Here is a 24,267-nt window from a genome sequence, read left to right on the forward strand (position 1 = left end):
ATGTGCCGCCATATGGTCTCTCCTCATTGTAAGTGAAGAGATTATAACATACTTTTGAATTTGACGACACTATCTAGCTCGCGCCGCCGTCGCCCACCACGAAGGCGTGGGGGTACAGGGCACGCAGCACGCGCATCATCTCGTCGGCCTTGCGGGAGTCTTCCCACGGGCCCACCTGCACGTTCCAGAGGTTGTTGCTGCCAAAGATCATGCGGCCCTTCTGGCCGCTGCGGGTGAGACGCTCGATGAGGCCCTGGGCGTTGTCCTTTTTGGAGAACGCGCCGATCTGGACGAAGAAGTTGCCGCGCACCACATCGCCGTCTTCCACCTGGGGCACGTCGCCCAGGCTCTGGATGCGCACCCGCGCCGTGCCCTTGCCGATGACGCCCAGCCGCTGGGCGGCTCCGCGCGAAAGGTCGATGACACGGTCGTCCACGAACGGCCCGCGGTCATTGATGCGCAGGATGAGGGAACGGTGGTTCTCCAGGTTGGTCACGCGCACTTCCGTGCCCAAGGGCAGGATCTTGTGCGCGGCGCTGATGTTGTACTGGTTGAAACGCTCGCCGCTGGCCGTCTTCTTGCCGTGGAAGCCGGGGCCGTACCAGGAGGCCACGCCCTCTTCCACGAAGCCGTGGGCCGACTTGAGCGGATAGTAGGTCTTGCCGCGCACGGTATAGGGCTTGGAGCCCGGTACGCCGCCCTTGCGCCAGGAGGTGTCCCTGCTGCCGCAACCGGCCAGCAGCACGGCCGCCAGCAACAGGCAGGACAGGTTCACCAGCAGACGGGGGAAGGAAAACTGTCGCTCCGTCATCATCGTCCCTCTTCCTGCAGTTGTTCCAGCTGCCGCAACAGGGTCAGGCTCTCGGCATCCAGGCGCCCCATACGGGCGGCGCATTCCAGCATGCAGCGGGCCTCCTCGCTGCGACCGGCCTCCAGCAGGTCCCAGGCCGCCAGCATGTACAGGCGCTGGGGCCGGCTCCCGTACAGGGCGGAGAGCAGGTCGTCATACAGGTCGGCGAAGACCGCACGGGCACGGGCCTCTTCCATGACCAGCCAGCGGGCCAGATGCGTGTTGTCCTCCTGCCCTTCCAGATAGCGAAGCAGCAGGAACAGACCATGCCGCAGCACATGCAGGATGCGCTGCAGCTCGCGCGCGGAGCTCTCGGCGGTCTGCTCGCCCAGCTGGCGCAAAGGATCGTAGAGCTCGGCCGTCACGCCCTGATGGCGTCCCAGCTGGGCCAGACGGTTGGCATAGTGCTGGCGCTGGAAGGCGTCCTCGCGCAGTTTGGCGCACTCGTGGAAGGCATAGCCCACGCACCAGTCGATGAGCGCCTCCACCGGCTGCTGGCTGACCAGGCCGTCGGGATGACGGCTGCCGGAATACTGCCAGAGCAGGATGGCGTCCTTGTCCGGGGTCTGGGACTGGCTGTTGCGGAACAGGTGATGCGCCGTGTCCTTGAGGCGCCAGAACACGCCCTTGCGCATGGCCTCGCCCAGGAGGTCGCGGATGGACGAATAGGAAACGGCGCCTTCGTGATCGAAACGGCGGCGCTGCTCTTCCAGCCCCTCATAGACCTGGCAGTAGTCACGCACCAGGTCGCGCACTAAAAAGGCCTTGCGTTCCGGCGACCAGCGCCCGTTCACAGACCGGCCTCCTCCAGCAGGGCGCGGGCCACGGCCGCATCATAGAGCTTGAGGGGATCGGCATCGGCGTTGCGCTCCTCACGGTACAGGCGCGCCGCGTCTTCGATGACCTGCAGGTCCAGCCACTGGTGGCGGTCCCAGACCTCTGGATGGTCGGACTGCCAAAGGCGGAACTGCACGCCGCCGTCCTCACCGCGCCGCACGTACATGCGGGCCCTGTGGTCCGCGGCATTGGGGAAATAGTACAAACCACGCTCGTCTTTCATGCTTTTTTCCTTGCTGGGCCGCTCCCGGCGGCACTGTGAAATACTGCCCGAACCATAGCCGCTAATGTTTTTTTTGCCAAGGCGAGCACAGGGAGCGCTCCCGCACGGGACAGCGGAACGCTCTGCACAGGCTGCCCGGCAATGGACCGGTCCCGTGACTGCACCGTGTCTATCAGGGCGGCATAGCGTATATTTTTGGAGAAGTTGATATGACATTTTTTTCACATAGTTATCCGCACCATACAAACAACATGCCTGCGCAGCCCGCATTGTGACTGTGCTGTGAAAAAGCGGTCAATCACAAGAAACAGCGGTTGTCATCGCCAAAGAAATACGCTAAAAGAAGCAGAACTGCATTGCAGCCCGCAGTGCCGGACGTCCAACAGCGTCTGCCGCTGCGCCTGCGATCCCCCGTCTGACTACGCCGGAAGGGAACAGCACCTGGGGCGGCACACATATGTGTGCAGGCCGCAAGACGAGGCCGCCCCGGCGGCGTTTTGTCGTGTGCGGTTCCGGGCTACTACGGCCCCAAGCGTCATGACGAAGGCACATCACGCGATGTGATACAACAAACCATGTGGAGGTATGGCAATGGCGAAACATGCAACCCCCCTGTTGGACCAGCTTGAAAGCGGCCCCTGGCCGAGCTTTGTGTCCGACATTAAACAGGAAGCGGCTCACCGCGCGGCCAATCCGGACGGGCTGGACTATCAGATCCCCGCTGACGCCCCCGAAGACCTGCTCGGTGTGCTGGAACTTTCCTACGAAGAAAAGGAAACCCACTGGAAGCACGGCGGCATCGTGGGCGTGTTCGGTTACGGTGGCGGCGTTATCGGCCGTTACTGCGACCAGCCCGAAAAGTTCCCCGGCGTGGCCCACTTCCACACCATGCGTGTGGCCCAGCCCGCTGCCAAATACTACCACACCAAGTTCCTGCGTGACCTGTGCGACATCTGGGATCTGCGCGGTTCCGGTATGACCAACATGCACGGTTCCACCGGTGACATCGTGCTCCTGGGCACCCAGACCCCGCAGCTGGAAGAAGTCTTCCACGACCTGACCCACAAGCTGAACGTCGACCTCGGTGGTTCCGGCTCCAACCTGCGTACCCCCGAAGCCTGCCTCGGTCAGTCCCGCTGCGAATATGCCTGCTACAACACCCAGGACATGTGCTACCAGCTGACCCAGGACTACCAGGACGAACTGCACCGTCCCGCCTTCCCCTACAAGTTTAAGTTCAAGTTCGACGGCTGCCCCAACGGCTGCGTGTGCGCCATGGCCCGTTCCGACTTCGCTGTGGTGGGTACCTGGAAGGACGACATCAAGATCGACCAGGATGCCGTGAAAGCCTACGTGGGCGGCGAATTCAAGCCCAACGCCGGTGCTCACGCCGGTCGTGACTGGGGCAAATTCGACATCCAGAAGGAAGTCATCGACCTCTGCCCCTCCAAGTGCATGAGCTGGGACGGCAACAAGCTGTCCATCAAGACCGCCGACTGCGTGCGCTGCATGCACTGCATCAACACCATGCCTCGCGCTCTGCACATCGGTGACGAACGCGGCGCCAGCATCCTCGTGGGTGCTAAGGCCCCCGTGGTGGACGGCGCCCAGATGGGTTCGCTGCTGGTGCCCTTCATCTCCTGTGAAGCTCCCTACGATGAAATCAAGGAAGTCATCGAAAAAATTTGGGACTGGTGGATGGAAGAAGGCAAGAACCGCGAACGCGTGGGCGAAACCATGAAGCGTCTTTCCTTCCAGAAGCTGCTCGAAGTCACCGACACCGAAGCCGCTCCTTACCACGTCACGGCTCCCCGCTCCAACCCGTACATCTTCTTCAAGGAAGAAGAAGTGCCCGGCGGCTGGACCCGCGACCTGGCTGAATTCCGCAAACGCCATCAACGCTAGTTTAAGGGGGAGAAGAACATGGCTTTTATTTCTTCCGGGTACAATCCCGCCAAACCGATGGAAGGCCGCATTACCGACATCGGCCCCCACAAGTACGACGAATACTTCCCGCCGGTCATCAAAAAGAATTTCGGCAAGTGGCTGTACCACGAAATTCTTGAGCCCGGCGTGCTGATGCACGTGGCCGAAGGCGGCGACAAGGTGTACACCGTCCGCGTGGGTGGCACCCGCACCATGTCCATCACCCACATCCGCGAACTGTGCGACATCGCCGACAAGTACTGCGGCGGTTACCTGCGCTGGACCACTCGTAACAACATCGAATTCATGGTGGAAGACGAAGAAACCATGAAGGCCCTGCGCGACGACCTGAACAGCCGCAAGTTCGACGGCGGTTCCTTCAAGTTCCCCGTGGGCGGCACCGGCGCTGGTATCAGCAACATGGTGCACACCCAGGGCTGGGTGCACTGCCACACCCCCGCCACCGACGCCTCCGGCCCGGTGAAGTGCGTGATGGACGCCATCTTTGATGACTTCAAGGACATGCGTCTGCCCGCTCCCGTGCGCATCGCCCTGGCCTGCTGCATCAACATGTGCGGCGCCGTGCACTGCTCCGACATCGGTCTGGTGGGTATCCACCGCAAACCGCCCATGATCGACCACGAATGGGCTGACCAGCTGTGCGAAATTCCTCTGGCCGTGGCCGCCTGCCCCACCGCTGCCGTTCGTCCCACCAAGGTTGAACACAACGGTCAGAAGGTGAACTCCATCGCCATCAAGGAAGACCGCTGCATGTACTGCGGTAACTGCTACACCATGTGCCCCGCCCTGCCCATCGCCGACCACGAAGGCGACGGTATCGCCATCATGGTGGGCGGCAAGGTGTCCAACCGCATCAGCATGCCCAAGTTCTCCAAGGTCGTCGTGGGTTACATCCCCAACGAACCTCCCCGTTGGCCCAGCCTGACCAAGACGGTGAAGCACATCGTCGAAGTCTACGCCGCCAACGCCAACAAGTACGAACGTCTGGGCGACTGGGCCGAGCGCATCGGTTGGGAAAGCTTCTTCAAGCTGACCGGCCTGCAGTTCACCCACCACCTGATCGACGACTTCCGCGATCCGGCTTACTACACCTGGCGTCAGAGCACCCAGTTCAAGTTCTAAGCCGAGCTTGAAAATACCCCGGCGGCGCTTTCCGGCGCCGCCGGGTTCAGGAGAAAAAAAATGGCTGACGAAAAAGACGTTGTTGTCGAATTCCTGAAGAGCAAGTCCTCCTCCAAGTCCAAGTTCTACTTCAAGGACTTCACGGACCTGTTCCCCGAAAAGGGCCCCCGCGAAGTGAAGAAGATCCTCACCAAGCTGGTGAACGAAGAAGTTCTGGAATTCTGGTCTTCCGGCTCCACCACCATGTACGGCCTGAAGGGCGCTGGCAAGCAGGCCCACACCGAAGGCGAAGACTAGTCTTTTTGCCTTCGGCTTTTGAACGCCCCGACTGCAACGTCTGTGCGTTTACAAAGGCCATTGGAGCTTCGACTCCTTTCTCAAGAAATGCCACAACCTCTGTTGTGGCGTTTCTTGTTTTTGTCCTTGTAAAAATTTCCGGGGCCTGCGGCATCTCCAGCTTCCGGCAGCGTCCTTCCATCCCCGCGACACGCTCCCTACCGGCGCCTGTAGCCTCTCAACGCGCATCCCTCCCCACTCTTCTTTCCAGCCTTCCTTGCGACCGTTCCGGCATCACACGCCCCTTCTGCGGCATATCCTTCCCAGTCATGACATCGGGGAGCACCGGCCGCCTTTTTCCGGGACAGTACGTCTTACGCCCGCTGTCGGGCGGCGAAGCTCCGCCCGGACAGAGAGACTCGTCCCTCTCACCTCTGGCCACGAAGGAGCGCCCCCACGACCACGGGACGGCATCGTCGCCGCTCCAACTATTTTTCGTTGAAAAAGCCTGCCGTCACCAGTAGTCTGGGGCTGCGACACGCCCAAAAGAGCCTGCCCACCACTATTTGGCCGGGCGCAAAGAGCACGAGAGCGCCTTACCGCTCCCATCAGCTCTGGATACAGCAGCCATCAGACGGAGAGACCATGCACGACCACCATCCAGCTTTTCCCCGCACCGGAGCCACAGCGGACCTGCCTGCCGGAACCCCGGCCCCCGAACAGGACATGGGGCAGATCCGGGCCCTGCTTCTGGAGATGGCCCGCTGCCAGTCGCTGGACCAGATCTTCCGTCTGGTGGCGGAGACCTTCGCCGCCCGGCAGGACGTGGCCCTGTGTCGCATCTGGCTGCTGGAACAGACCGAGCCGAGCCTCTGCGCCAGCTGCCGCCATTTCTACGATTGCCGCGACCATCGCCAGTGCCTGCGGCTGGCGGCCAGCACCGGGCGTTCCCGCGTGGACGGGCATGCCTGGACCGCTCTGGATGGCGAGCACAGCCGTTTTTCCCTGGGGCTGGGCAAGGTGGGGCTCATCGCCCAGTCAGGCACCGCCTATCATGTGGATGCCGTCCGCCCGGATATGGACTGGGTGACCTCGCCCGACTGGATACGCCGGGAAGGCATCCGCACCTTCCTGGGCCAGCCGCTGGTGCACCGCGGCCGCGTGCTGGGGGTCTTCGCGGTCTTCAGCCGCGAAGTGCAGGATGCCCAGGCCATGGACCGCCTGCGCATGATCGCGGACTATCTGGCGGTCTCCATCGCCAATGCCCAGGCCTTTGAAGAGCTGACCCGCCTGAAGCGGCAGCTGGAGATCGAGAACGCCTACCTGAAGAACGATGCCCTTCCCCCGGCCGCCCTGGCGCTGACAGGGGACAGCCCCTGCATGCGCACGCTGAAGGAAAAGATCCGGCAGGTGGCTTGTACGGACGTGCCCGTCCTCATCACCGGCGAAGCCGGCAGCGGCAAGGAAGCCGTGGCCGCCGAGCTGCACCGGCAAAGTTTCGTGGCCGGCGGGCCGCTGGTGCGGGTCAACTGTGCCGCCATCGCGCCCGACAGCTTCGAAGACGAGTTCTTCGGCCATGCGGCCCGCATGGGCTTTCTGGAGGCCGCCTCGGGCGGGACGCTCTTCCTGGATGCCGTGGACGAGCTCCCCCTGCCTCTGCAGGCCAGGCTCCTGCGCGTCCTGCAGGACAAGGAGTTCCACCGCGGCGGCGAGGACAGCGGACACCGGCTCAGCGTGCGCCTTGTGGCCGCCACCAGCCGCGACCTCTACGAGCTGGTGCGCGCGGGGCTTTTCCGCGAAGACCTCTATTACCGCCTCAATGCCTTCCCCATCCGCATCGCTCCCCTGCGTGAGCGCCCGGAAGACATCCTGCCGCTGGCCCAGGCCTTTCTGGAACATGACCGGGCCCACCTGCAGCGGCCGGAACTGGCCTTTGCCGACGACGCTCCGGGACGCCTGCAGGCCTATGCCTGGCCCGGCAATGTCCGCGAACTGCAGGAATGCCTCCTGCGCGCGGCCGCAGGCAGCACGGACGGTCTCCTGTACCTGGAGGCCCTGCCGCCGTCCCCTCCCTCTGCCGCGCCCCGGCCCGTCCTGCCTGCCGACGACAACGCCATCGTCTTTACCGAGGCGGAGATGCAGGCCCTGGAGCGGACCAATATCGCCAATGCCCTGCAACGGTGCCACGGCAAGATCTATGGTGAGGACGGGGCCGCGGCCCTGCTGGGCATCAGCCCCACCACGCTCTGCTCCCGCATCAAGAAGTTCGGCCTCCGCAAACAGGATGCCTGATCCGGGCCGGAAGGCACGCCGCGCCGGGGAACCCGGCCCGCGCCAGCCCTCACGGCCCGCGCCAGCCCTCACGGCCCGGCCCGTCCTGCCATGCCCACTCCAACACCGCAGGATGGCGGCGCATCTTCGCACGGTCCTGACCGTGCCGGAGCCCCGCGCCCTTTATCCCTCCCCTTTTCAACGATTTTCCGTTAAAATAACACCGCGAGCATAAATTTTGCTGTCTAAAAACGAAAATTCCTCTTTTTCTATTGCCAAGAGCAACGATTTTTTGTTACCAAGAAGCCATACCGTGGCTGGAAAGGCCATCTTTACCCCCGAGGATGCGCCATTTTTCAGCATTTGGTAAAATATTCAACGATTTTTCGTTGAAATATGCACTCATGGAGGTATGGCAATGCCGAAACATGCGACTCCCCTGCTGGACCAGCTCGAAAGCGGCCCCTGGCCGAGCTTTGTGTCCGACATCAAACAGGAAGCCGCCGCCCGTGCGGCCAATCCCAAAGGACTCGACTATCAGATCCCCGCTGATGCCCCCGAAGACCTGCTGGGCGTCCTGGAACTTTCCTACGAAGAAAAGGAGACCCACTGGAAGCACGGCGGCATCGTGGGCGTGTTCGGTTACGGCGGCGGCGTCATCGGCCGTTACTGCGACCAGCCAGAAAAATTCCCCGGCGTGGCCCACTTCCACACCATGCGTGTGGCCCAGCCCGCTGCCAAGTACTACAACACCAAATTCCTGCGCGACCTGTGCGACATCTGGGACCTGCGCGGTTCCGGCATCACCAACATGCACGGTTCCACCGGTGACATCGTGCTCCTGGGCACCCAGACCCCGCAGCTGGAAGAGATCTTCCACGATCTGACCCACAAGCTGCACAACGACCTCGGCGGTTCCGGCTCCAACCTGCGCACCCCCGAAGCCTGTCTCGGCCAGTCCCGCTGCGAATATGCCTGCTACAACACCCAGGACATGTGCTACCAGCTGACTCAGGACTACCAGGACGAACTGCACCGTCCCGCCTTCCCCTACAAGTTCAAGTTCAAGTTCGACGGCTGCCCCAACGGCTGCGTGTGCGCCATGGCCCGTTCCGACTTCGCTGTGGTGGGTACCTGGAAGGACGACATCAAGATCGACCAGGATGCCGTGAAAGCCTACGTGGGCGGCGAATTCAAGCCCAACGCCGGTGCTCACGCCGGTCGTGACTGGGGCAAGTTCGACATCCAGGCCGAAGTGGTGGACCGCTGCCCCTCCAAGTGCATGAGCTGGGACGGCAGCAAGCTGTCCATCAAGACCGCCGACTGCGTGCGCTGCATGCACTGCATCAACACCATGCCCCGCGCCCTGCACATCGGTGACGAACGCGGCGCCAGCATCCTGGTGGGCGCCAAGGCCCCCGTGGTGGACGGCGCCCAGATGGGTTCGCTGCTGGTGCCCTTCATCTCCTGTGAAGCTCCCTACGATGAAATCAAGGAAGTCATCGAAAAGATTTGGGACTGGTGGATGGAAGAAGGCAAGAACCGCGAACGCGTGGGCGAGACCATGAAGCGTCTTTCCTTCCAGAAGCTGCTCGAAGTCACCGACACCGAGGCCGCTCCGTACCACGTCACGGCTCCCCGCTCCAACCCGTACATCTTCTTCAAGGAAGAGGAAGTGCCCGGCGGCTGGAACCGCGACCTGGCCGAATTCCGCAAACGCCATCAACGCTAGTGTAAGGGAGAAAGACCATGGCTTTTATTTCTTCCGGCTACAATCCGGCCAAGCCCATGGAAGGGCGCATCACCGATATCGGTCCCCGCAAGTACGATGAGTTCTTCCCGCCGGTCATCAAAAAGAATTTCGGCAAGTGGCTGTATCACGAGATCCTCGAGCCCGGCGTGCTGATGCACGTGGCCGAGGGCGGCGACAAGGTGTACACCGTCCGCGTGGGCGGCACCCGCACCATGTCCATCACCCACATCCGCGAGCTGTGCGACATCGCCGACAAGTACTGCGGCGGCTACCTGCGCTGGACCACCCGCAGCAACATCGAGTTCATGGTGGAAGACGAAGACACCATGAAGGCCCTGCGCGACGAGCTCAACAGCCGCAAGTTCGACGGCGGCTCCTTCAAGTTCCCCGTGGGCGGCACCGGCGCCGGTGTCAGCAACATGGTGCACACCCAGGGCTGGGTGCACTGCCACACCCCCGCCACCGACGCTTCCGGCCCCGTGAAATGCGTCATGGACGCCATGTTCGAGGACTTCAAGAACATGCGCCTGCCCGCGCCCGTGCGCATCTCCCTGGCCTGCTGCATCAACATGTGCGGCGCCGTGCACTGCTCCGACATCGGCCTGGTGGGCATCCACCGCAAACCGCCCATGATCGACCACGAATGGGCCGACCAGCTGTGCGAGATCCCGCTGGCCGTGGCCGCCTGTCCCACCGCTGCCGTCCGTCCCACCAAGGTGGAACACAACGGCCAGAAGGTAAACTCCATCGCCATCAAGCAGGACCGCTGCATGTACTGCGGCAACTGCTACACCATGTGCCCCGCCCTGCCCATCGCCGACCACGAAGGCGACGGCATCGCCATCATGGTGGGCGGCAAGGTCTCCAACCGCATCAGCATGCCCAAGTTCTCCAAGGTGGTCGTGGGCTACATCCCCAACGAGCCGCCGCGCTGGCCCACCCTGACCAAGACGGTGAAGCACATCGTCGAAGTCTATGCCGCCAACGCCAACAAGTACGAACGTCTGGGCGACTGGGCCGAACGCATCGGCTGGGAAAGCTTCTTCAAGCTGACCGGCCTGAAGTTCACCCACCACCTGATCGACGACTTCCGCGACCCGGCGTACTACACCTGGCGCCAGAGCACCCAGTTCAAGTTCTAGGCCGGTCTTGAAAACGCCCCGGCGGCGCGCCGCAGTGTCGCCGGGGCCAGGAGAAAAAACATGGCTGACGAAAAAGACATCATCGTCGAATTCCTGAAGGGCAAGTCCGCTTCCAAGTCCAAATTCTACTTCAAGGACTTCACGGACCTGTTCCCCGACAAGGGCCCCCGCGAAGTGAAGAAGATCCTCACCAGGCTGGTGAATGAGGAAGTGCTGGAATTCTGGTCTTCCGGTTCCACCACCATGTACGGCCTCAAGGGGGCCGGAAAGCAGGCCCACACCGAGGGCGAAGATTAAGCGACTGCCGGGCGGTCGTGCCTCCCGCACCGGCAACAGTCCGCACCCCACGCAGTCGGGACCGCGACGGACGCAAATATCATACGGTATGCCGCCAAATACCGTTCAGGAGCATGTGCCCTGCCTTACCCCACAGAAATGCCGCGAGCCATCGCGGCATTTCCGTTTTCCGCACGGATGCAACGCCTGTTCGGCGAGGGTAAGGGGCCCTGCTCCGCCTATCGTCCCCGGCGGTCTGCGGCGACAGCGCCCCCGGTGTTTCCCGTCCCGCTTTCCGGCGGCGGCAGGGATGGGCAGGGGCCTGCGCCAGTCCCTCCGCCTCCTGCCTGCGCCGGGCAGCGCTTTTGTACCTGCCGGTCACCGGGCTGAGCCCCCTCGTACGCACGTGGGGAGAACGTCCTCCGTACCGGGCTGAGCGGTCCCTCCTCCCCATGCCGCCCCTCCTGCGCCCGCATCACAGCCGGCTTGAATCCTCCGCCCGCCCCGCCTACACTGCGGCCATATGCCGCGACCTGCCGCCCCTCACAGCTTTCCGTGCGGGCATCAGGCGGCCGCGAGCCCCTCGGGATCGCGCACTTCCTGCGCGCCCGTTACGGAGGTCTGTCATGGGCGTCAGCTTTTCCCTCAATGACGAAGAACGGCAATGGCTCTCCCGGCTGGCCCGGGAAAGCATCACCACGGCCCTTGAGGGCCGGGAGGACGTCCCGCCGCCCCTGCCGTCCGCGCTGGCCGGAGGGACGCTGGCCCAGTCCCTGGGCTCCTTCGTGACCCTGAACAAGGACGGCGACCTGCGGGGCTGCATCGGCAACATGGTGGGCCGGGAGACGCTCTGGCAGAACGTCTGGCGCATGGCCCGTGCCGCCGCCTTCGAGGATCCCCGCTTCCCTGCTCTGGATGCGGAGGAATGGCCGCACTGCCACCTGCACATCTCCGTGCTGGGCCCCCTGAGCCCCTGCCCGGACCCGGCGCGGATCGTCATCGGCCGTCACGGCCTGCTGCTGCGCCTGGGCATGCGCCAGGGCGTCTTCCTGCCGCAGGTGCCCGTGGAACAGGGCTGGGATCTGGGGCAATATCTGGAACATCTCTGCCGCAAGGCCGGTCTGCCCGCAGGCAGCTGGCGTGATCCGCAGGCCCTGCTCTTCTGGTTCGAAAGCCTGGTCTTCGAGGCCTGAACCAAAGAGCCCTGAGGAGGAAGTATCCCTGCCTGCCGCGCTGTCCGTGCCCCTCGCGCGCTTTCTCCAGGGAAGTGTCTCCACAAAGGACCGGGGGTCTGCCTTCTTGATTCCTCCACGCCGGGGGCGGCATCCTGCCGCCGTGTCCGACAGCGGATGCCCCACGGCTGCGGTCTTCTCGAAGCCCGCGCGCCTCTATCCTTTCCCCGATATATCGGTCCACAGACGAAACGCCGCCGCCTGAAATATCCCAGCCGCCATACGGGAAGGCTTGCAGTCCGCCGTCCGGAGCCCCGGACGAAAGTCCACAAATCAGCCTGTCGGCGCCACGGCCCGAAACGAAAGACCACCCGCCGTGCGGGTGGTCTTGATGTATCCAATATCCCCTAGCGGCGGCGGATCACGGAGGGCAGGGCAAAATACAGACGCGCGGCCAGGTCGAAGCAGGCCCCGGGCAGATAGCTGGCCCACCAGAACAGGCGGTATTTGCGCGAGCCGTCACGCCAGGGCCGGATGACGGCGCGGGCCTCGCTGCCGCGCCCTTCGCGCCACAGGCTCACGGCCTTCTGGAAGGCGGCGCGGCGCGTCAGCAGGCTGACGAGCCCGGGATGCGCCGCATCATAGCCGGGCCAGAGGCGGCGGTGCTTTTCCAGGATGTACAGGGTCTCGTCCGCGAACTGGCCGAACTTGCGGAAGGTGGTGTTGTTGCCGTGCACCCGCCACAGGGCCAGGGGCGCGTCCACATGATCCAGTTCCCAGTCATGGGCCACGCGGTAGAAGATATCGGCCTCCTCGCAAACGTTGAGGCTCTCGTCGAACCAGACCGGCGCGCCTCCCTCACGGGCGGGCGGGCAGACCACGCTGTCCAGGGCCGCGCGGGAGAGCATGGCCGAGGACATGGAGATCCACTGCCGTTCCATGAGGGCGGCAAAGGCCTTGCCGCGCTGGGGGCGGGACTCGGCGAACAGGCGCTTCAGCACATGTTTGCCGTCGAAGATCTCGGTATCGGTGCTGACCAGGCCCACATGCGGATCGGCTTCGAAGCAGGCCACCTGACGGGCCAGCTTTTCGGGCCGCCACAGGTCGTCGCAGTCCAGAAAGGCCACATAGCGGCCCCGGCTCCGGGCGATGGCCAGATTGCGGGCCGCGCCCAGGGGCACGGTCTCTTCGCCGCGAAAATAGCGCAGGCGGCCGGCCAGCCCGGCATGGCCCCTGGCTATCTGCGGGCTGCTGTCCGTGGAGCCGTTGTCCCAGAAGATGACCTCGAAATCGGTGAAGGTCTGGGCGGCCAGGCTGTCCAGGGTCTCCTGCAGATGCTCGGAGCTGTTCAGGCAGTTCATGATGACGGAGACCACGGGGGCCTCGGACATGGGGACATGATGCATGGATGTACCTCGCGATGACGGGGACGACAGGTTCATGGAGCGTACGGGCCGGAAGACCCAGAGACGGCATAGCAGATAGAGGAAGAGAGGGGCCGCCAGGGAGGCGGCAGGCAGGGCCAGACCGTGGGGGACGCCGCACCAGCCGAGCCCCCGGGCGAACAGGTCGCCCAGCCAGAGGCCCGCGCCCTGCACCAGGACGAAGCGGGGCAGCATGCGGGCGTGGTCGCCGCCCCTGATGCCGAACGTCCAGAAACAGTGCCCGGCATAGGCGGCCAGCAGGGCCAGCAGCCCGGCAAGGCCATGGGCCGCCGGGGCGGGCCAGCGAGCCCAGCTGACGAGCAGATGGCCCGCCCAGAGATAGCAGAGGGTGGCGCTGCTGCCCACCATGCCGAAATGGAGCAGGGAACGGGACAGCAGGCTGCGGGCAAAGGCCGTGGTCTCGGACAGTATCGTCATGGCATGTTCGGGTGGCATGCGCCGGGCATGGCCCCGTACCGGCAGGGGCCGGACGGGCGGAGCCGCCTGCGGCGGCTCCGTTATCGGGAAAGGTCAGGCCAGGGTTGCCGTGATGACGTCGCAGATGTGTTCCACATCGGCGGCGCTCAGGCCGGGATGCATGGGCAGGGTCACCAGTTCGCCGTAAAGCTGCTCCGTCACGGGCAGGGGCAGGGAGCCCGGAGCGGGACGGAACAGGCTCAGCAGATGATTGGGCTTGTAGTGGACGCCCACAGGGATGCCCGCGGCGGTGAGGGCGGCCTTGAGCTCGTCCTTGCGGCCGTTGAGCACGCGCACGCAGACGATGTGCGGCACTACGAAGTCCTGCGGGTCGGCCTGCAGGAGGCGCAGGCCGTCCAGCCCCGCCAGACGCTGCCGGTAGATGTCGCCCAGGGCGCGGCGGGCCGGGATGAATTCCCCGTCCAGACGCGAGAGCTGCACGCGGCCGATGGCGGCCATGATGTTGCTCATGTGGAAGCGCCAGCCGATGCGCTTCACGTCCGGGTCCCAGGTGCGGGTACCGGCAAAGCGGGATCGGGTGTCGCCTTCCACGGAGAGCAGGCGGGCGTCGGCGGCATAGCCGGCTTCCGTGGCATTGAAGAAGACGGCGCAGCCGCCTTCGCCGGAGGTGATGTTCTTGATGCCGTCAAAGCTGAAACAGACCACGTCCCCGAAGCTGCCGATCTTGCGGCCGTGGTGCAGGCAGCCGAAGGCATGGGCGGCGTCTTCGATGACGCGCAAGCCGTGTTCTTTGGCGAAGGCATGGACCTCGTCCAGGTGCCAGGGGTTGCTGGCGTAGTGGACGGGCATGATGGCCAGCGTGTCGGGCGTGATGCGGCGGGCAGCGTCCTTGAGGTCGATGGTGCCGGTCTCGGCCAGCACGTCACAGGCCACGGGCTCGCAACCGGCGGCCTCGATGGCCTGGAAGGAGGCCACGAAGGTCAGGGACGGCACCAGGATCTGCGGCTTGCGGGCGGCATCGCGCGGGGCGATGGCGTCCACGGCCAGGGTCAGGGCGGCGGTGCCCGTGTTGGTGGTCACCACCTGTTCGGGCGCCACGCCCAGATAGGCGGCCAGTTCCTGTTCGAACAGGCAGGTCTCGTGTCCCATGCCTAGATAACCGTCTTCGACGATGACGCGCCGGACGGCTTCGGCCTCGGCTTCGCCCACGATGGAACGGGAAAGACGCATGCTCATGGCATCTCCTCATGTTTCATGGAAAAGTACCGGGCAGAGGCAGCCCGGAACTTTGCAATACGCTCTATCGTACGGCTGGGCAAGCAAGGTGTGGGGGACTTTTGTGCACGGTACGGGGCGGCAGGGCGGGCAGCCGTGCCGGGGCGGCACCCTGCGGTATGTGTGCGGACGGGCTGCTCTTTCGCTCGACCTTTTGCCCCGGCTTTGGCATGCTGCTGCGACGCACGGAGGCCCGGACCGGCCGCGCCTCCGGCCCCGGCTACCGAGGAGGAGATATCGTCATGTGGGTTCGCATCTGGCCGCATCTGGCCCTGCTGCTGGCCATGGTTTTCTGGAGCACGTCCTATGTGGCCCTGCGCATCGCGCTCAGCGCGCTGGATCCGTTCACGGTCATGGCCGGGCGCATGGGCGTGGCCACACTGCTGTTCCTGCCGCTGTGGGGCGGGCTGCTGCGCGACTTACGCCGCAAGGGGCAGTGGCGCTGGCTCCTGCTCATGGCTTTTGCCGAGCCCTGCTGTTACTTTTTGCTGGAGACCCGCGCCCTGTGCCTGACCACGGCCTCGCAGGCGGGCATGATCATCTCGCTGCTGCCGCTCATCACCGCCGTGGTGGCCTGGCGTCTGCTGGGCGAACGGGTCAGCCTGCGCGGCTGGATAGGCTTTGCCCTGGCCGTGGCCGGGGTGGTCTGGCTCTCCCTGCAGTCGGCCGTGGACGAGACCGCCACGGCGCCCGTGCTGGGCAATTTCTTCGAGGGGCTGGCCATGGTCTGCGCCGCCCTGTATACCGTGCTGGCCCGGCGTCTTTCCGCCGCCTATTCGCCCTTGCAGATCACGGCCGTGCAGTCCTTCGTGGGCATGAGCTTTTTTGCCGGGCTGCTGGCGCTGGCGCCCCTGGACTACACGCCCGTGCTGCTGCATGTGGAAGTGCCGGACTGGGCCCCCTGGGCCAGTGTGGTCTATCTGGGCGGGGTGGTCTCGCTGGGGGGCTACGGCCTGTACAACGTGGGGGTCAGCCGTCTTTCCGCCGCCGGTGCCGCCGCCTACACCAACCTTATCCCTATCCTGACCCTGGCCAGCGGCGTCATCCTGCTGCGCGAGGTCTTCCTGCCCGGCCAGTACATGGCCTCGGTGCTTGTGGTGGCCGGGGTGCTGCTCAGCCAGTGGGGCGGCCAGAAAGGCCGGCGCGAGGATAGTTAGGGGCTGTGCGGATTTTTGGGGGAAGGGGGACCCATCATCTCTGCTGTCGATGCCCGTAAAGCTCCTTCGTCGCTGACGGGCACGGTCCTTTGGGCCGCCATTCGGTCGTTGCCAACGCGGCCCCCTTTCCCCAAGCCCCATCCCCTCCCCAGCGTGTTTTGACGGGATCGGCCGAGGCTGGGGGATACGGATTCGTGGTGTGCCTGCGGCAGCAGGGATGGGCCCCGGACGCCGGGCCTGTTTTCGCCGGGCTTTGGGGAAGATGTCCGGCAGGTTCGGAAATATAAAAAACAGGGCGCCCGCCTCCTGAAGGAGACGGGCGCCCTGTTTTTGGCCTGCGGGAAAGGATCAGGCATTGCCCGCGTAGAACACGTGGCGGGCGCTGCGGGCCGCGCTGATGCGGTAGATCTGGATGGTGTAGCGGCCCTTGCCGCCGCACAGGGGGCAGGAATCGGTGATCAGCACGCAGCTGGCATCCAGTTCCAGCGGGTCGATGCCCACGGCCGCCAGCAGGCGGCGGGTGCGCCCCTTTTCCCAGACGATGGGCGCGCCGCAATGGCCGCACTCCACATAGAGCATGTCGGGATCGAAGGCTTCCGGCTGCGGCAGCACGGGCACGTTGACCGTATGGGGGGCCTCTTGCCGCGCGCTCAGGGAGCGGCTGCCGTGCAGCAGGGGGCGTCTGCGGTTGAGGGGGCGCCGGAGGGCGCGCTTGCCTTGCATCTGGCGGCCGGATAGAGTGGCCGCATGTCTGGAGTATCTCGTCATATTCGTTTGTTACCGCCTGAGTTGCGCAATCAGATCGCCGCCGGCGAGGTGGTGGAGCGCCCGGCCAGTGTGGTCAAGGAACTGGTGGAAAACAGCCTGGATGCCGGCGCCACGCGCGTGGACGTGTTTTTGGAGAACGGCGGCCAGAGCTGCATCCGCGTGCAGGACGACGGCGCGGGCATCGCCCCCGGCGAACTGGAACTGGCCGTGACCCGTCACGCCACCAGCAAGATCGCCAGCATGGACGATCTTGAGCATATCGCGTCCTACGGCTTCCGTGGCGAGGCCCTGCCGAGCATCGCCTCGGTGGCCCGCTTCAGCATGGAATCCGCCGTGACCGGAGCCGACGGCGGGACGGAGGCCAGCCGCATCGTGGTGGAATTCGGTCGCCTGCTGGCGGTGGAGCCTTCGGCCCTGCATCGGGGCACCATCGTGGAAGTGCGCGATCTGTTCACCAATATACCCGCACGGCTCAAGTTTTTGAAGACCCCGGCCACGGAGCTCAAACGGGCCCAGGACTGGCTGGTGCGTCTGGCGCTGGCCCGCTGCGACGTGGGTTTCACGCTTAGGGCCGGGGAACGTGAGGCCCTGCGCTTTTTGCCCGGGCAGAGCCTGCGCGACCGCCTGGCCCTGCTGTGGCCGCGTCTGGTGGTGGAGGCCCTGCGGCCGTTCGATGCCGAACGCCACGGCATCCGGGCCCGGGGGCTGGCGGCCCTGCCGTCGGTGAGCCAGCAGCGCGGGGACCGCATCCTGCTGTACGTCAACGGCCGCAGCGTCAGCGACAAACGCCTGCTGGCTGCCGTGCGCGAGGCCTACAAGGGGCGCATCACCAGCCGGGACTATCCGCAGGTGGTGCTCTTTGTGGACATGCCGCCCGACATGGTGGACGTCAACGTGCATCCGGCCAAAAGCGAAGTCCGTTTCCGGGACGAGTCCTCGGTCTTTTCCGCCGTGCTTCATGCCGTGCAGGGGGCCCTGGTCAGCGATGTGGAAAGCGTGCTGGACGCGGCCCGCGAAGCCGACGATGCCCGTCCCGTGGCGGCGCAGTCCCGTCTGTGGGACGATCTGCCTCCGCGCCCGCAGGGCTTTTGGGGCAGCGCCGATGCCGCGCCCCTGATGCGGCATGTGGAGGACGAGACGCGGGAAGACGAAGGCCAGTGGCAGGTGCGGCGGCCCGATGCGGACGACGGCACGGCCCTTGGATCTATGGCGGGCACGGGAGCCGTGGCGGATGCCCCGTCCGTGCCGTCATCTTCCGGCAGTGCGGCGGCCTTCGCCTCCGGGCGGACGGCCCCTGCGGGCCTACGGGAAGCCGTGTCTCCTTCGGCGTTTTCGGCCGCGTCCTTTGCGGAGGATGCGGAAGGGACGGGACGTTTGTCCGCCGACAGACAGGAATTTTTCGAGAGTGCCCGGCAGACGGCCCGCATGGCCATGCCGCCCGATCATGTGACGACCGTGACGGGCCGTGAAGGCTCGGACGGGACCACAGCGGAACGCTTTCCTGTGCCGGAGACGGGCGGGCCGGAGGGCCTGCCGGGAACCGGGGATGCCGCCTGCGGCCCCGGTACTGCCGTGACGGACGAAAGCGCCGCCGGACGGCATGAACTGGTGGTGGGCGGCCTGACCTATCTGGGCCAGGTGGCCGAGACCTACCTTGTCCTGCGCGATGCTTCCGGCGCCCTGATGCTGCTGGACCAGCACGCGGCGCACGAGCGCGTGCTTTACGAGCGTTTGCGCAAGGGGGCCTTCGCGGGCACGGCCCAGTGCCTGGCCCTGCCGCTGGAGCTGGCCCTGCAGCCGGTGGAAGAAGAGCGCTTTCTGGAAGTACGCGACAATCTGGAGCGCATGGGCTTCGATGTCTCCTGCTCCGGCGGCCGCCTGCTGGCCCGGGGCATCCCGCCTTCCCTGTCCCGCAGCGAAGCCGGGGAATTCCTGCGCGAGGTGCTGGCCGGTCGCAAGGACGACATTCGCGCCATGTTCATTTCCCTGTCCTGCAAGGGCGCCATCAAGGCCGGGCAGCGTCTGGCCGATGACGAGGCCGCGGCCCTGCTGCGCCAGTGGCTGCATACGCCGGAGCGGGAATACTGCCCCCACGGCCGCCCCAGCATCCTGCGCTGGGATGCCGTGGCGCTGGAGAAACTGTTCAAGCGGCGGCAGTGAGGCCTCCGGCCCTGTGGCGTGCGCGGCGTTCCCATACGCTGCGGGAAGGCCACGCTCCGGTGCCGACGGGCCTCAGCCGCAGGGTGCATTTGCCCATGACCGGCGGGAAGTTGTTCTGACCGTGCAGGGAAAGCGGGCATCCGGGTGCCGTATGGATAAAAAAGACCGGGACAGTCCCTCAGGGACTGTCCCGGTCTTTCATTCAGGGGATGGGAAGCAGCGGGGCCTCACAGACAAATGCAGAGTCCCATGAAGCCGGGGCTGCAGCTGCCGCAGCCGGGCATCTCTATTGCCGCATGGCCCGCAGGCCGTTGGCCACCACCAGCAGGGCCGTGCCCACGTCGGCGAAGACGGCCATCCACATGGTGGCGTGACCGGTGAAGGTCAGGGCGAAGAACAGCGCCTTGACGCCCAGCGCCAGCGTGATGTTCTGCACCAGGATGGCAAAGGTGGCCCGGGACAGGCGGATGAAGCGGGGGATCTTGCGCAGGTCGTCGTCCATGAGCGCCACGTCGGCGGTCTCGATGGCGGTGTCCGTGCCGTTGCCGGCCATGGCGAAACCGACGTCGGCCCGGGCCAGCGCCGGGGCGTCGTTGATGCCGTCGCCCACCATGCCCACCTTGTGCCCCCGGGCTTCCAGTTCCTCGATGACGGCGAGCTTGTCCGCCGGGAGCAGACCGGCCTTGAAGCTGTCCACGCCCACCTGACGGGCGATGGCCGCTGCCGTGTGCTCGTTGTCACCGGTGAGCATGACCGTGGTCACGCCCAGTGCCTTCAGTTCCCTGACAGCTTCCAGACTGCTTGCCTTGAGCGTATCGGCCACGGCGAGCAGGGCCCGGATGCCGTTGTCGCCCACGAGTGCGACCACGGTCTTGCCCTGCTGCTCCAGCCGGGAGATCCGTTCGTCGAGGGCTGCCGGGTACCGGCCCAGCGATGCCGCAAGGGCGCGGTTGCCCAGATACCAGCGCCGGCCGGCCATGATACCGCTGACGCCCTGACCGGGCAGGGCCGTGAAGTCGTCCACGTCCTGCAGGGGGATGTGGTCCGCCAGGGCGGCCTGGGCGATGGCCCCGGAAACGGGATGGTCGGAGCGGGCCGCCAGACTGGCCGCCAGCGAACGGACGGCCGCTTCATCTTCCTGCCCCGTGCAAAGGCAGTCGGTCTGGCGCGGCTTGCCGTGGGTAAGGGTGCCGGTCTTGTCCAGGGCCAGGCAGTCGAGGCGTCTGCCCTGTTCCAGGAACATGCCGCCCTTGATGAGGATGCCGTAGCGGGTGGCGGCGGCCATGCCGCTGACGATGCTCACCGGCGTGGAGATGACCAGGGCGCAGGGGCAGCCGATGACCAGTATCACCAGCGCGGTATAGATGGCGTCCGTCCAGGCGCTGCCCAGGAACAGGGGCGGCACCAGGGCGGCCAGCAGGGCCACCAAGAAGACGGCCGGGGTGTAGTAGCGCGCGAAGGTATCCACAAAGCGCTGCATGGGGGCGCGGCTGCCCTGGGCCTCTTCCACGGCATGGATGATGCGGGCCAGCGTGGAGTCCGTGGCCGCGGCGGTCACCCGGAATTCAAAGGAGCCGGAGGTATTGAGGGTCCCGGCGTAGACCGTGTCCCCGGCCTGCTTTTCCACCGGCATGCTCTCGCCGGTGATGGGCGACTGGTCCACCAGGGAACGGCCGTCCAGCACCAGACCGTCCAGGGCGATCTTTTCGCCGGGGCGCACGCGCACACGGCTGCCCACGGCCACCGTGCGGATGTCGGCTTCCTGCCAGCTGCCGTCCTCACGCAGCACCGTGGCCGTATCGGGCGCCAGGGCCAGCAGGTCCTTGATGGCGTTGCGGGCCCTGTCCAGGGCCTTGGCCTCGATGGCTTCCGAGACGTTGAACAGCACCATGACCATGGCGGCTTCCGGGAACTGCCCGATGAGCACGGCCCCGGTGACGGCCACGGACATGAGGGCATTGATGTTCAGGTCGAGGTTGGAGACGGCCAGCCAGCCCTTGCGGTAGGTGGTCAGGCCGCTCAGCAGGATGGCGATGAGGGCGCAGCACAGGGGCAGGAGCGTCAGCACGGGCCAGCCGCCCACGCTCCATGAGGCCATGTCGAGGCCGAAGGGACGCGCCCCCCAGTGCTGGATGAGTTCCAGGATCTCGGAAAGGGCGGCAAAGCCGCCGGCCACGGCCAGCCGCTTCCAGGGGATGCGGGGGGCCGGGATGGCATCGTGCGCCTGTGTCGTGCCTTCCAGCAGCCGGGCGCCCATGTCCAGTCCTTCCAGAGCGGCGGTGATGACCGGGAGGGCCGCGGGCTCGTGCCGTACGCGCACATGGCGCTGCATCAGGTCGATCTCAAAGCCGAGCAGGCCCGGCAGGCCCTCCAGGGCCTTGCGGATGAGGCGTTCTTCCGTGGGGCAGTCCATGCCGCTCACCGCAAAGACGGCCGTGGCGCCTTCGGCGGCATCCAGCGGCTCCGGCGTCATGTCGATGGCCTTCAGGGCCGCCTCGATGGACGCGGTGGACGGGAGCTCATGTTCCACGGTGAGCACGCGCTGCATGAGGTTGAAGGTGAGGCCGGTGATGCCGGGCACAGTGGCCAGCTTCTTCCTGATGAGCGCCTCTTCCATGGGGCAGTCCATGTTGAGGATGCGGTATACGGCGCGCGTGGCGGAAGGGGCCGCCAGCGTGCTCCAGTCCACGGCCTGGGGCGCGTCATGGCCGCAGCAGCAGGAGCCGTGCTCGTGCGCATGGTCGTGGTCGCAGCTTTTGTGGTCATGCGCATGGCAGCTTTCCGCATGGGCGTGCGGGTGGTCGCCGTGTCCGTGGTCATGGCCGCAGCACTCGTGGCTGTGGTCATGGCTGTGGCTGCCGTGCTCGTGGCCGTGGTGTTCGTGCCCGGCGGGCAGGGTGGCATGAAGTACCTTGTCACATACGAAGCCGTGCGGGTGCCGGGCACCGCAGGGGCATAAAAACAGTGTTTCACTGCTCATGGTCGTTCCTCCACGGGGATGCCGGTGTCCGGCGTCCCCTGGTCGTTCTTGCTATAGACAGACCATAGGGCCTATAGTCACTATAGGGTCAAGAGGGGAGGAAGCGTTGGAAAAAAATTTTTTCCGGCAGCTGCCGTTTCGTCCCGGACAGGCCCGGACCGGAGGACGCGCATGAAAGTGAAGATAGGCGAGCTGGCGAAGATGACCGGCTGTCAGGTGGTCACCATCCGCTATTACGAGAAGGAAGGGCTGCTGAAACGCCCGGAACGCACGGAACGGAACTATCGTCTTTACGGGGACGAGGACATCGCGCGGTTGCGCTTCATCCGGCATTGCCGCCGGCACGGCATGAGCCTGGACGAGATCCGCACCCTGCTGGTGTACAGCGACCATCCCACGGGCAGCTGCGACTGGATCAACAGGCTCATCCGCACGCATATCGAAGCGGTGGAGCAGCAGATACGGGATCTTGAGCACCTCAGGGCGCATCTTGAATCCCTGTACCACAAATGCGACGGCAGCCGGGAAGGAGGCTGCGGCATCCTGAAGAGCCTCATCGACGGCGAGAACTGCCAGTACTGTCAGGCACGGCAGCAGCGCACGGGGCAGGAGCATCCCTGAGCCCCGCAGGGCCGTCTTTGGGCCCCTCTGCATTCGGACGGGAAGAAAAAAACGGGGCGGATCAGCCGGCTGATCCGCCCCGTCGTGCGTGTACCGGGATGTCCGGCCTAGCGTGCGCCCTTGGGGAAGAGCACCACGCCCACGGTCTTGAAGATGATGTGGATGTCCAGCAGGATGGAGATGTTCTTCACATAGAACAGGTCGTATTCCAGCTTGTGGCGGGCATCTTCCTCATTGGCGCCGTAGGGGTAGCAGACCTGGGCCCAGCCGGTGAGGCCGGGCTTCACGGTATGGCGCAGGCTGTAATAGGGGATGTGTTCCTTGAGCTGCTTCACGAAGGTCATGCGTTCGGGACGGGGACCGATGAAGCTCATGTCGCCCTTGATGATGTTCCAGATCTGGGGCAGCTCGTCGATGCGCACCTTGCGGATGAACTTGCCCACGCGGGTCACGCGGGCGTCATTGGCGGCGGCCCAGACGGCGCCGTTCTTTTCGGCGTCGGTACGCATGGAGCGGAACTTGTAGACCGTGAATTCCTTTTCATACAGGCCCACACGATCCTGACGGTAGATGACCGGGCCCGGCGATTCCAGGCGGATCAGCAGGGCGGTGATGAGCATGATGGGCGCGGCCGGGATGAGCAGCATCAGGGACAGGAACAGGTCGAAGGCGCGCTTCAGGCGGCGCAGGCTGCCGCGGGTGTTGAGCGAAAAGCCTTCGGTCTGCAGCAGCCATTCCTCGGTGATCTGGGAAAGGGGCAGGCGCTGCACCACATGCTCGTAGAAGGTGCGGATGTCCACCACCATGGCGCCGTGCAGCTTGGCTTCCAGCAGGTCATGGGCGATGTCGTCGTCGATGGGGGCGTCGGGCAGGAGCACGATCATGGTCGCGCCGTGCTTCTTGGCGGCTTCCAGGGCCATGAAGGGCGGGCCAAAGCACTCACCGGCGTCGGGATCCTGGTCCTTTTCACCCACATAACCCAGGATGCGGGCCTTGGGCAGGCCTTCGGCCAGCAGCTTGCGCACCTTGCCGCCGCGGTCCACGCCCACCAGCAGGACGCGCAGGGGATGGGTCAGCTTGTCGGCATTGAGGTAGTAGAGGAAGCGCCAGCCCAGGCAGAACACGAAGGAGAGCGCGAAGAGCAGGAGCACGGTCACGCGGTCGAAGCGCCAGTTCTCCAGGGCGAAGGACGCCGTGGCCGAGCTGATGATGCCCAGCACGCAGGCCACCAGGATGCGGCCCAGGGTGTCCTTGAAGTCTTCCATGCCCACGCTGTAGGCATCGAGGATGTAGAAGAACAGCAGATAGAAGAAGATGGTGAACAGGGAGGCGCCGGTGTAGTCGTCAAAGACGCTCAGGTCGGGCGCGATGGTCACCATGCCCGAAACGGCCAGGGCCAGCAGGATGCAGCACAGGTCCACCACCTGCATCAATGCCATGCGGTAACGGCTGATCATAGTTTCTCCATTTTTTCGTACAGTGGACGGGACAGGCCCGTGGGCCGCCTGCGGCGGACGGGCTGTCCCTGTGACCGCGAGACACCGTCGTCCCGGCGGGGCCGGGACAGGAGCGGGC

At 65.2% G+C, this 24,267-nt stretch carries 19 protein-coding genes; 11 read left to right on the plus strand and 8 right to left on the minus strand.

What is annotated here, in order from left to right; genetic code table 11:
* Positions 1 to 73: 73 nt before the first annotated feature.
* The 3 genes from HF854_RS05015 to HF854_RS05025 are packed head-to-tail and all read right to left on the minus strand — an operon-like array spanning position 74 to position 1,910.
* Positions 74 to 814, minus strand: coding sequence for a septal ring lytic transglycosylase RlpA family protein (locus tag HF854_RS05015; RefSeq protein ID WP_239465126.1), 741 nt, complete (start codon positions 812 to 814; stop codon positions 74 to 76).
* Entirely contained in the window at positions 811 to 1,644 is an 834-nt protein-coding gene (locus tag HF854_RS05020; protein WP_006007091.1) for a hypothetical protein, read from the minus strand. The genes HF854_RS05015 and HF854_RS05020 overlap by 4 nt, the downstream gene beginning before the upstream one ends.
* A complete protein-coding gene (locus tag HF854_RS05025) occupies positions 1,641 to 1,910 on the minus strand; it encodes a hypothetical protein (RefSeq protein WP_168935309.1) in 270 nt (89 codons plus the stop codon). Before HF854_RS05025 ends, HF854_RS05020 begins: the two co-directional genes overlap by 4 nt.
* 591 nt (positions 1,911 to 2,501) lie before the next feature.
* Here HF854_RS05025 and dsrA (HF854_RS05030) point away from each other — a divergent pair.
* The 8 genes from dsrA (HF854_RS05030) (at position 2,502) to amrA (ending at position 11,890) form a co-directional block, all read left to right on the plus strand.
* Positions 2,502 to 3,815: a dissimilatory-type sulfite reductase subunit alpha gene (dsrA, locus tag HF854_RS05030; protein ID WP_168935310.1), complete on the plus strand. Its 1,314-nt coding sequence runs from the start codon at positions 2,502 to 2,504 to the stop codon at positions 3,813 to 3,815.
* A gap of 18 nt (positions 3,816 to 3,833) precedes the next feature.
* Complete coding sequence (gene dsrB / locus HF854_RS05035) at positions 3,834 to 4,979, plus strand: dissimilatory-type sulfite reductase subunit beta (RefSeq protein ID WP_168935311.1); 1,146 nt, start codon at positions 3,834 to 3,836, stop codon at positions 4,977 to 4,979.
* 60 nt (positions 4,980 to 5,039) lie between these two features.
* Positions 5,040 to 5,276 carry a dissimilatory sulfite reductase D family protein gene (locus HF854_RS05040; protein WP_168935312.1) on the plus strand — a complete coding sequence of 79 codons (237 nt, stop codon included), beginning with the start codon at positions 5,040 to 5,042 and terminating at the stop codon, positions 5,274 to 5,276.
* 624 nt (positions 5,277 to 5,900) lie between these two features.
* Positions 5,901 to 7,547: a sigma-54-dependent Fis family transcriptional regulator gene (locus HF854_RS05045; RefSeq protein WP_168935313.1), complete on the plus strand. Its 1,647-nt coding sequence runs from the start codon at positions 5,901 to 5,903 to the stop codon at positions 7,545 to 7,547.
* A gap of 397 nt (positions 7,548 to 7,944) precedes the next feature.
* Complete coding sequence (dsrA, locus tag HF854_RS05050; RefSeq protein WP_168935314.1) at positions 7,945 to 9,258, plus strand: dissimilatory-type sulfite reductase subunit alpha; 1,314 nt, start codon at positions 7,945 to 7,947, stop codon at positions 9,256 to 9,258.
* A gap of 17 nt (positions 9,259 to 9,275) precedes the next feature.
* Positions 9,276 to 10,421, plus strand: coding sequence for a dissimilatory-type sulfite reductase subunit beta (dsrB, locus tag HF854_RS05055; protein ID WP_168935315.1), 1,146 nt, complete (start codon positions 9,276 to 9,278; stop codon positions 10,419 to 10,421).
* A gap of 60 nt (positions 10,422 to 10,481) precedes the next feature.
* Positions 10,482 to 10,718: a dissimilatory sulfite reductase D family protein gene (locus HF854_RS05060; protein WP_168935316.1), complete on the plus strand. Its 237-nt coding sequence runs from the start codon at positions 10,482 to 10,484 to the stop codon at positions 10,716 to 10,718.
* Positions 10,719 to 11,323: 605 nt separating this feature from the next.
* Entirely contained in the window at positions 11,324 to 11,890 is a 567-nt protein-coding gene (amrA, locus tag HF854_RS05065) for an AmmeMemoRadiSam system protein A (RefSeq protein ID WP_168935317.1), read from the plus strand.
* 386 nt (positions 11,891 to 12,276) lie between these two features.
* On the opposite strand, the gene HF854_RS05070 is transcribed toward amrA, so the two are convergent.
* Positions 12,277 to 13,731, minus strand: coding sequence for a glycosyltransferase (locus HF854_RS05070; RefSeq protein WP_168935318.1), 1,455 nt, complete (start codon positions 13,729 to 13,731; stop codon positions 12,277 to 12,279).
* Positions 13,732 to 13,824: 93 nt separating this feature from the next.
* Positions 13,825 to 14,967: a DegT/DnrJ/EryC1/StrS family aminotransferase gene (locus tag HF854_RS05075; protein ID WP_168935319.1), complete on the minus strand. Its 1,143-nt coding sequence runs from the start codon at positions 14,965 to 14,967 to the stop codon at positions 13,825 to 13,827.
* Positions 14,968 to 15,248: 281 nt separating this feature from the next.
* Between HF854_RS05075 and HF854_RS05080 the strand changes: the two genes are divergently transcribed.
* Positions 15,249 to 16,163 (plus strand): DMT family transporter, encoded by a 915-nt coding sequence (locus HF854_RS05080; RefSeq protein ID WP_040369675.1) that lies wholly within the window; start codon positions 15,249 to 15,251, stop codon positions 16,161 to 16,163.
* 348 nt (positions 16,164 to 16,511) lie between these two features.
* On the opposite strand, the gene HF854_RS05085 is transcribed toward HF854_RS05080, so the two are convergent.
* A complete protein-coding gene (locus tag HF854_RS05085; protein ID WP_239463824.1) occupies positions 16,512 to 16,886 on the minus strand; it encodes a hypothetical protein in 375 nt (124 codons plus the stop codon).
* A gap of 24 nt (positions 16,887 to 16,910) precedes the next feature.
* Here HF854_RS05085 and mutL point away from each other — a divergent pair, with 24 nt between their 5' ends.
* Positions 16,911 to 19,091, plus strand: a complete 2,181-nt coding sequence (mutL, locus tag HF854_RS05090; RefSeq protein WP_168935321.1) for a DNA mismatch repair endonuclease MutL — start codon at positions 16,911 to 16,913, stop codon at positions 19,089 to 19,091.
* A 286-nt stretch (positions 19,092 to 19,377) separates the two neighbouring features.
* On the opposite strand, the gene HF854_RS05095 is transcribed toward mutL, so the two are convergent.
* A complete protein-coding gene (locus tag HF854_RS05095; protein ID WP_240937663.1) occupies positions 19,378 to 22,071 on the minus strand; it encodes a heavy metal translocating P-type ATPase in 2,694 nt (897 codons plus the stop codon).
* A 171-nt stretch (positions 22,072 to 22,242) separates the two neighbouring features.
* On the opposite strand from HF854_RS05095, the gene HF854_RS05100 reads away from it, so the two are divergent.
* Complete coding sequence (locus HF854_RS05100) at positions 22,243 to 22,692, plus strand: Cd(II)/Pb(II)-responsive transcriptional regulator (protein ID WP_168935322.1); 450 nt, start codon at positions 22,243 to 22,245, stop codon at positions 22,690 to 22,692.
* A gap of 107 nt (positions 22,693 to 22,799) precedes the next feature.
* On the opposite strand, the gene HF854_RS05105 is transcribed toward HF854_RS05100, so the two are convergent.
* On the minus strand, positions 22,800 to 24,149 hold the full coding sequence (locus HF854_RS05105; RefSeq protein WP_168935323.1) for a sugar transferase: 1,350 nt from the start codon (positions 24,147 to 24,149) through the stop codon (positions 22,800 to 22,802).
* Between the last annotated feature and the right edge of the window lie 118 nt (positions 24,150 to 24,267).

The organism is Desulfovibrio piger (assembly GCF_012843875.1).
In the GTDB taxonomy this organism is placed as follows: domain Bacteria; phylum Desulfobacterota; class Desulfovibrionia; order Desulfovibrionales; family Desulfovibrionaceae; genus Desulfovibrio.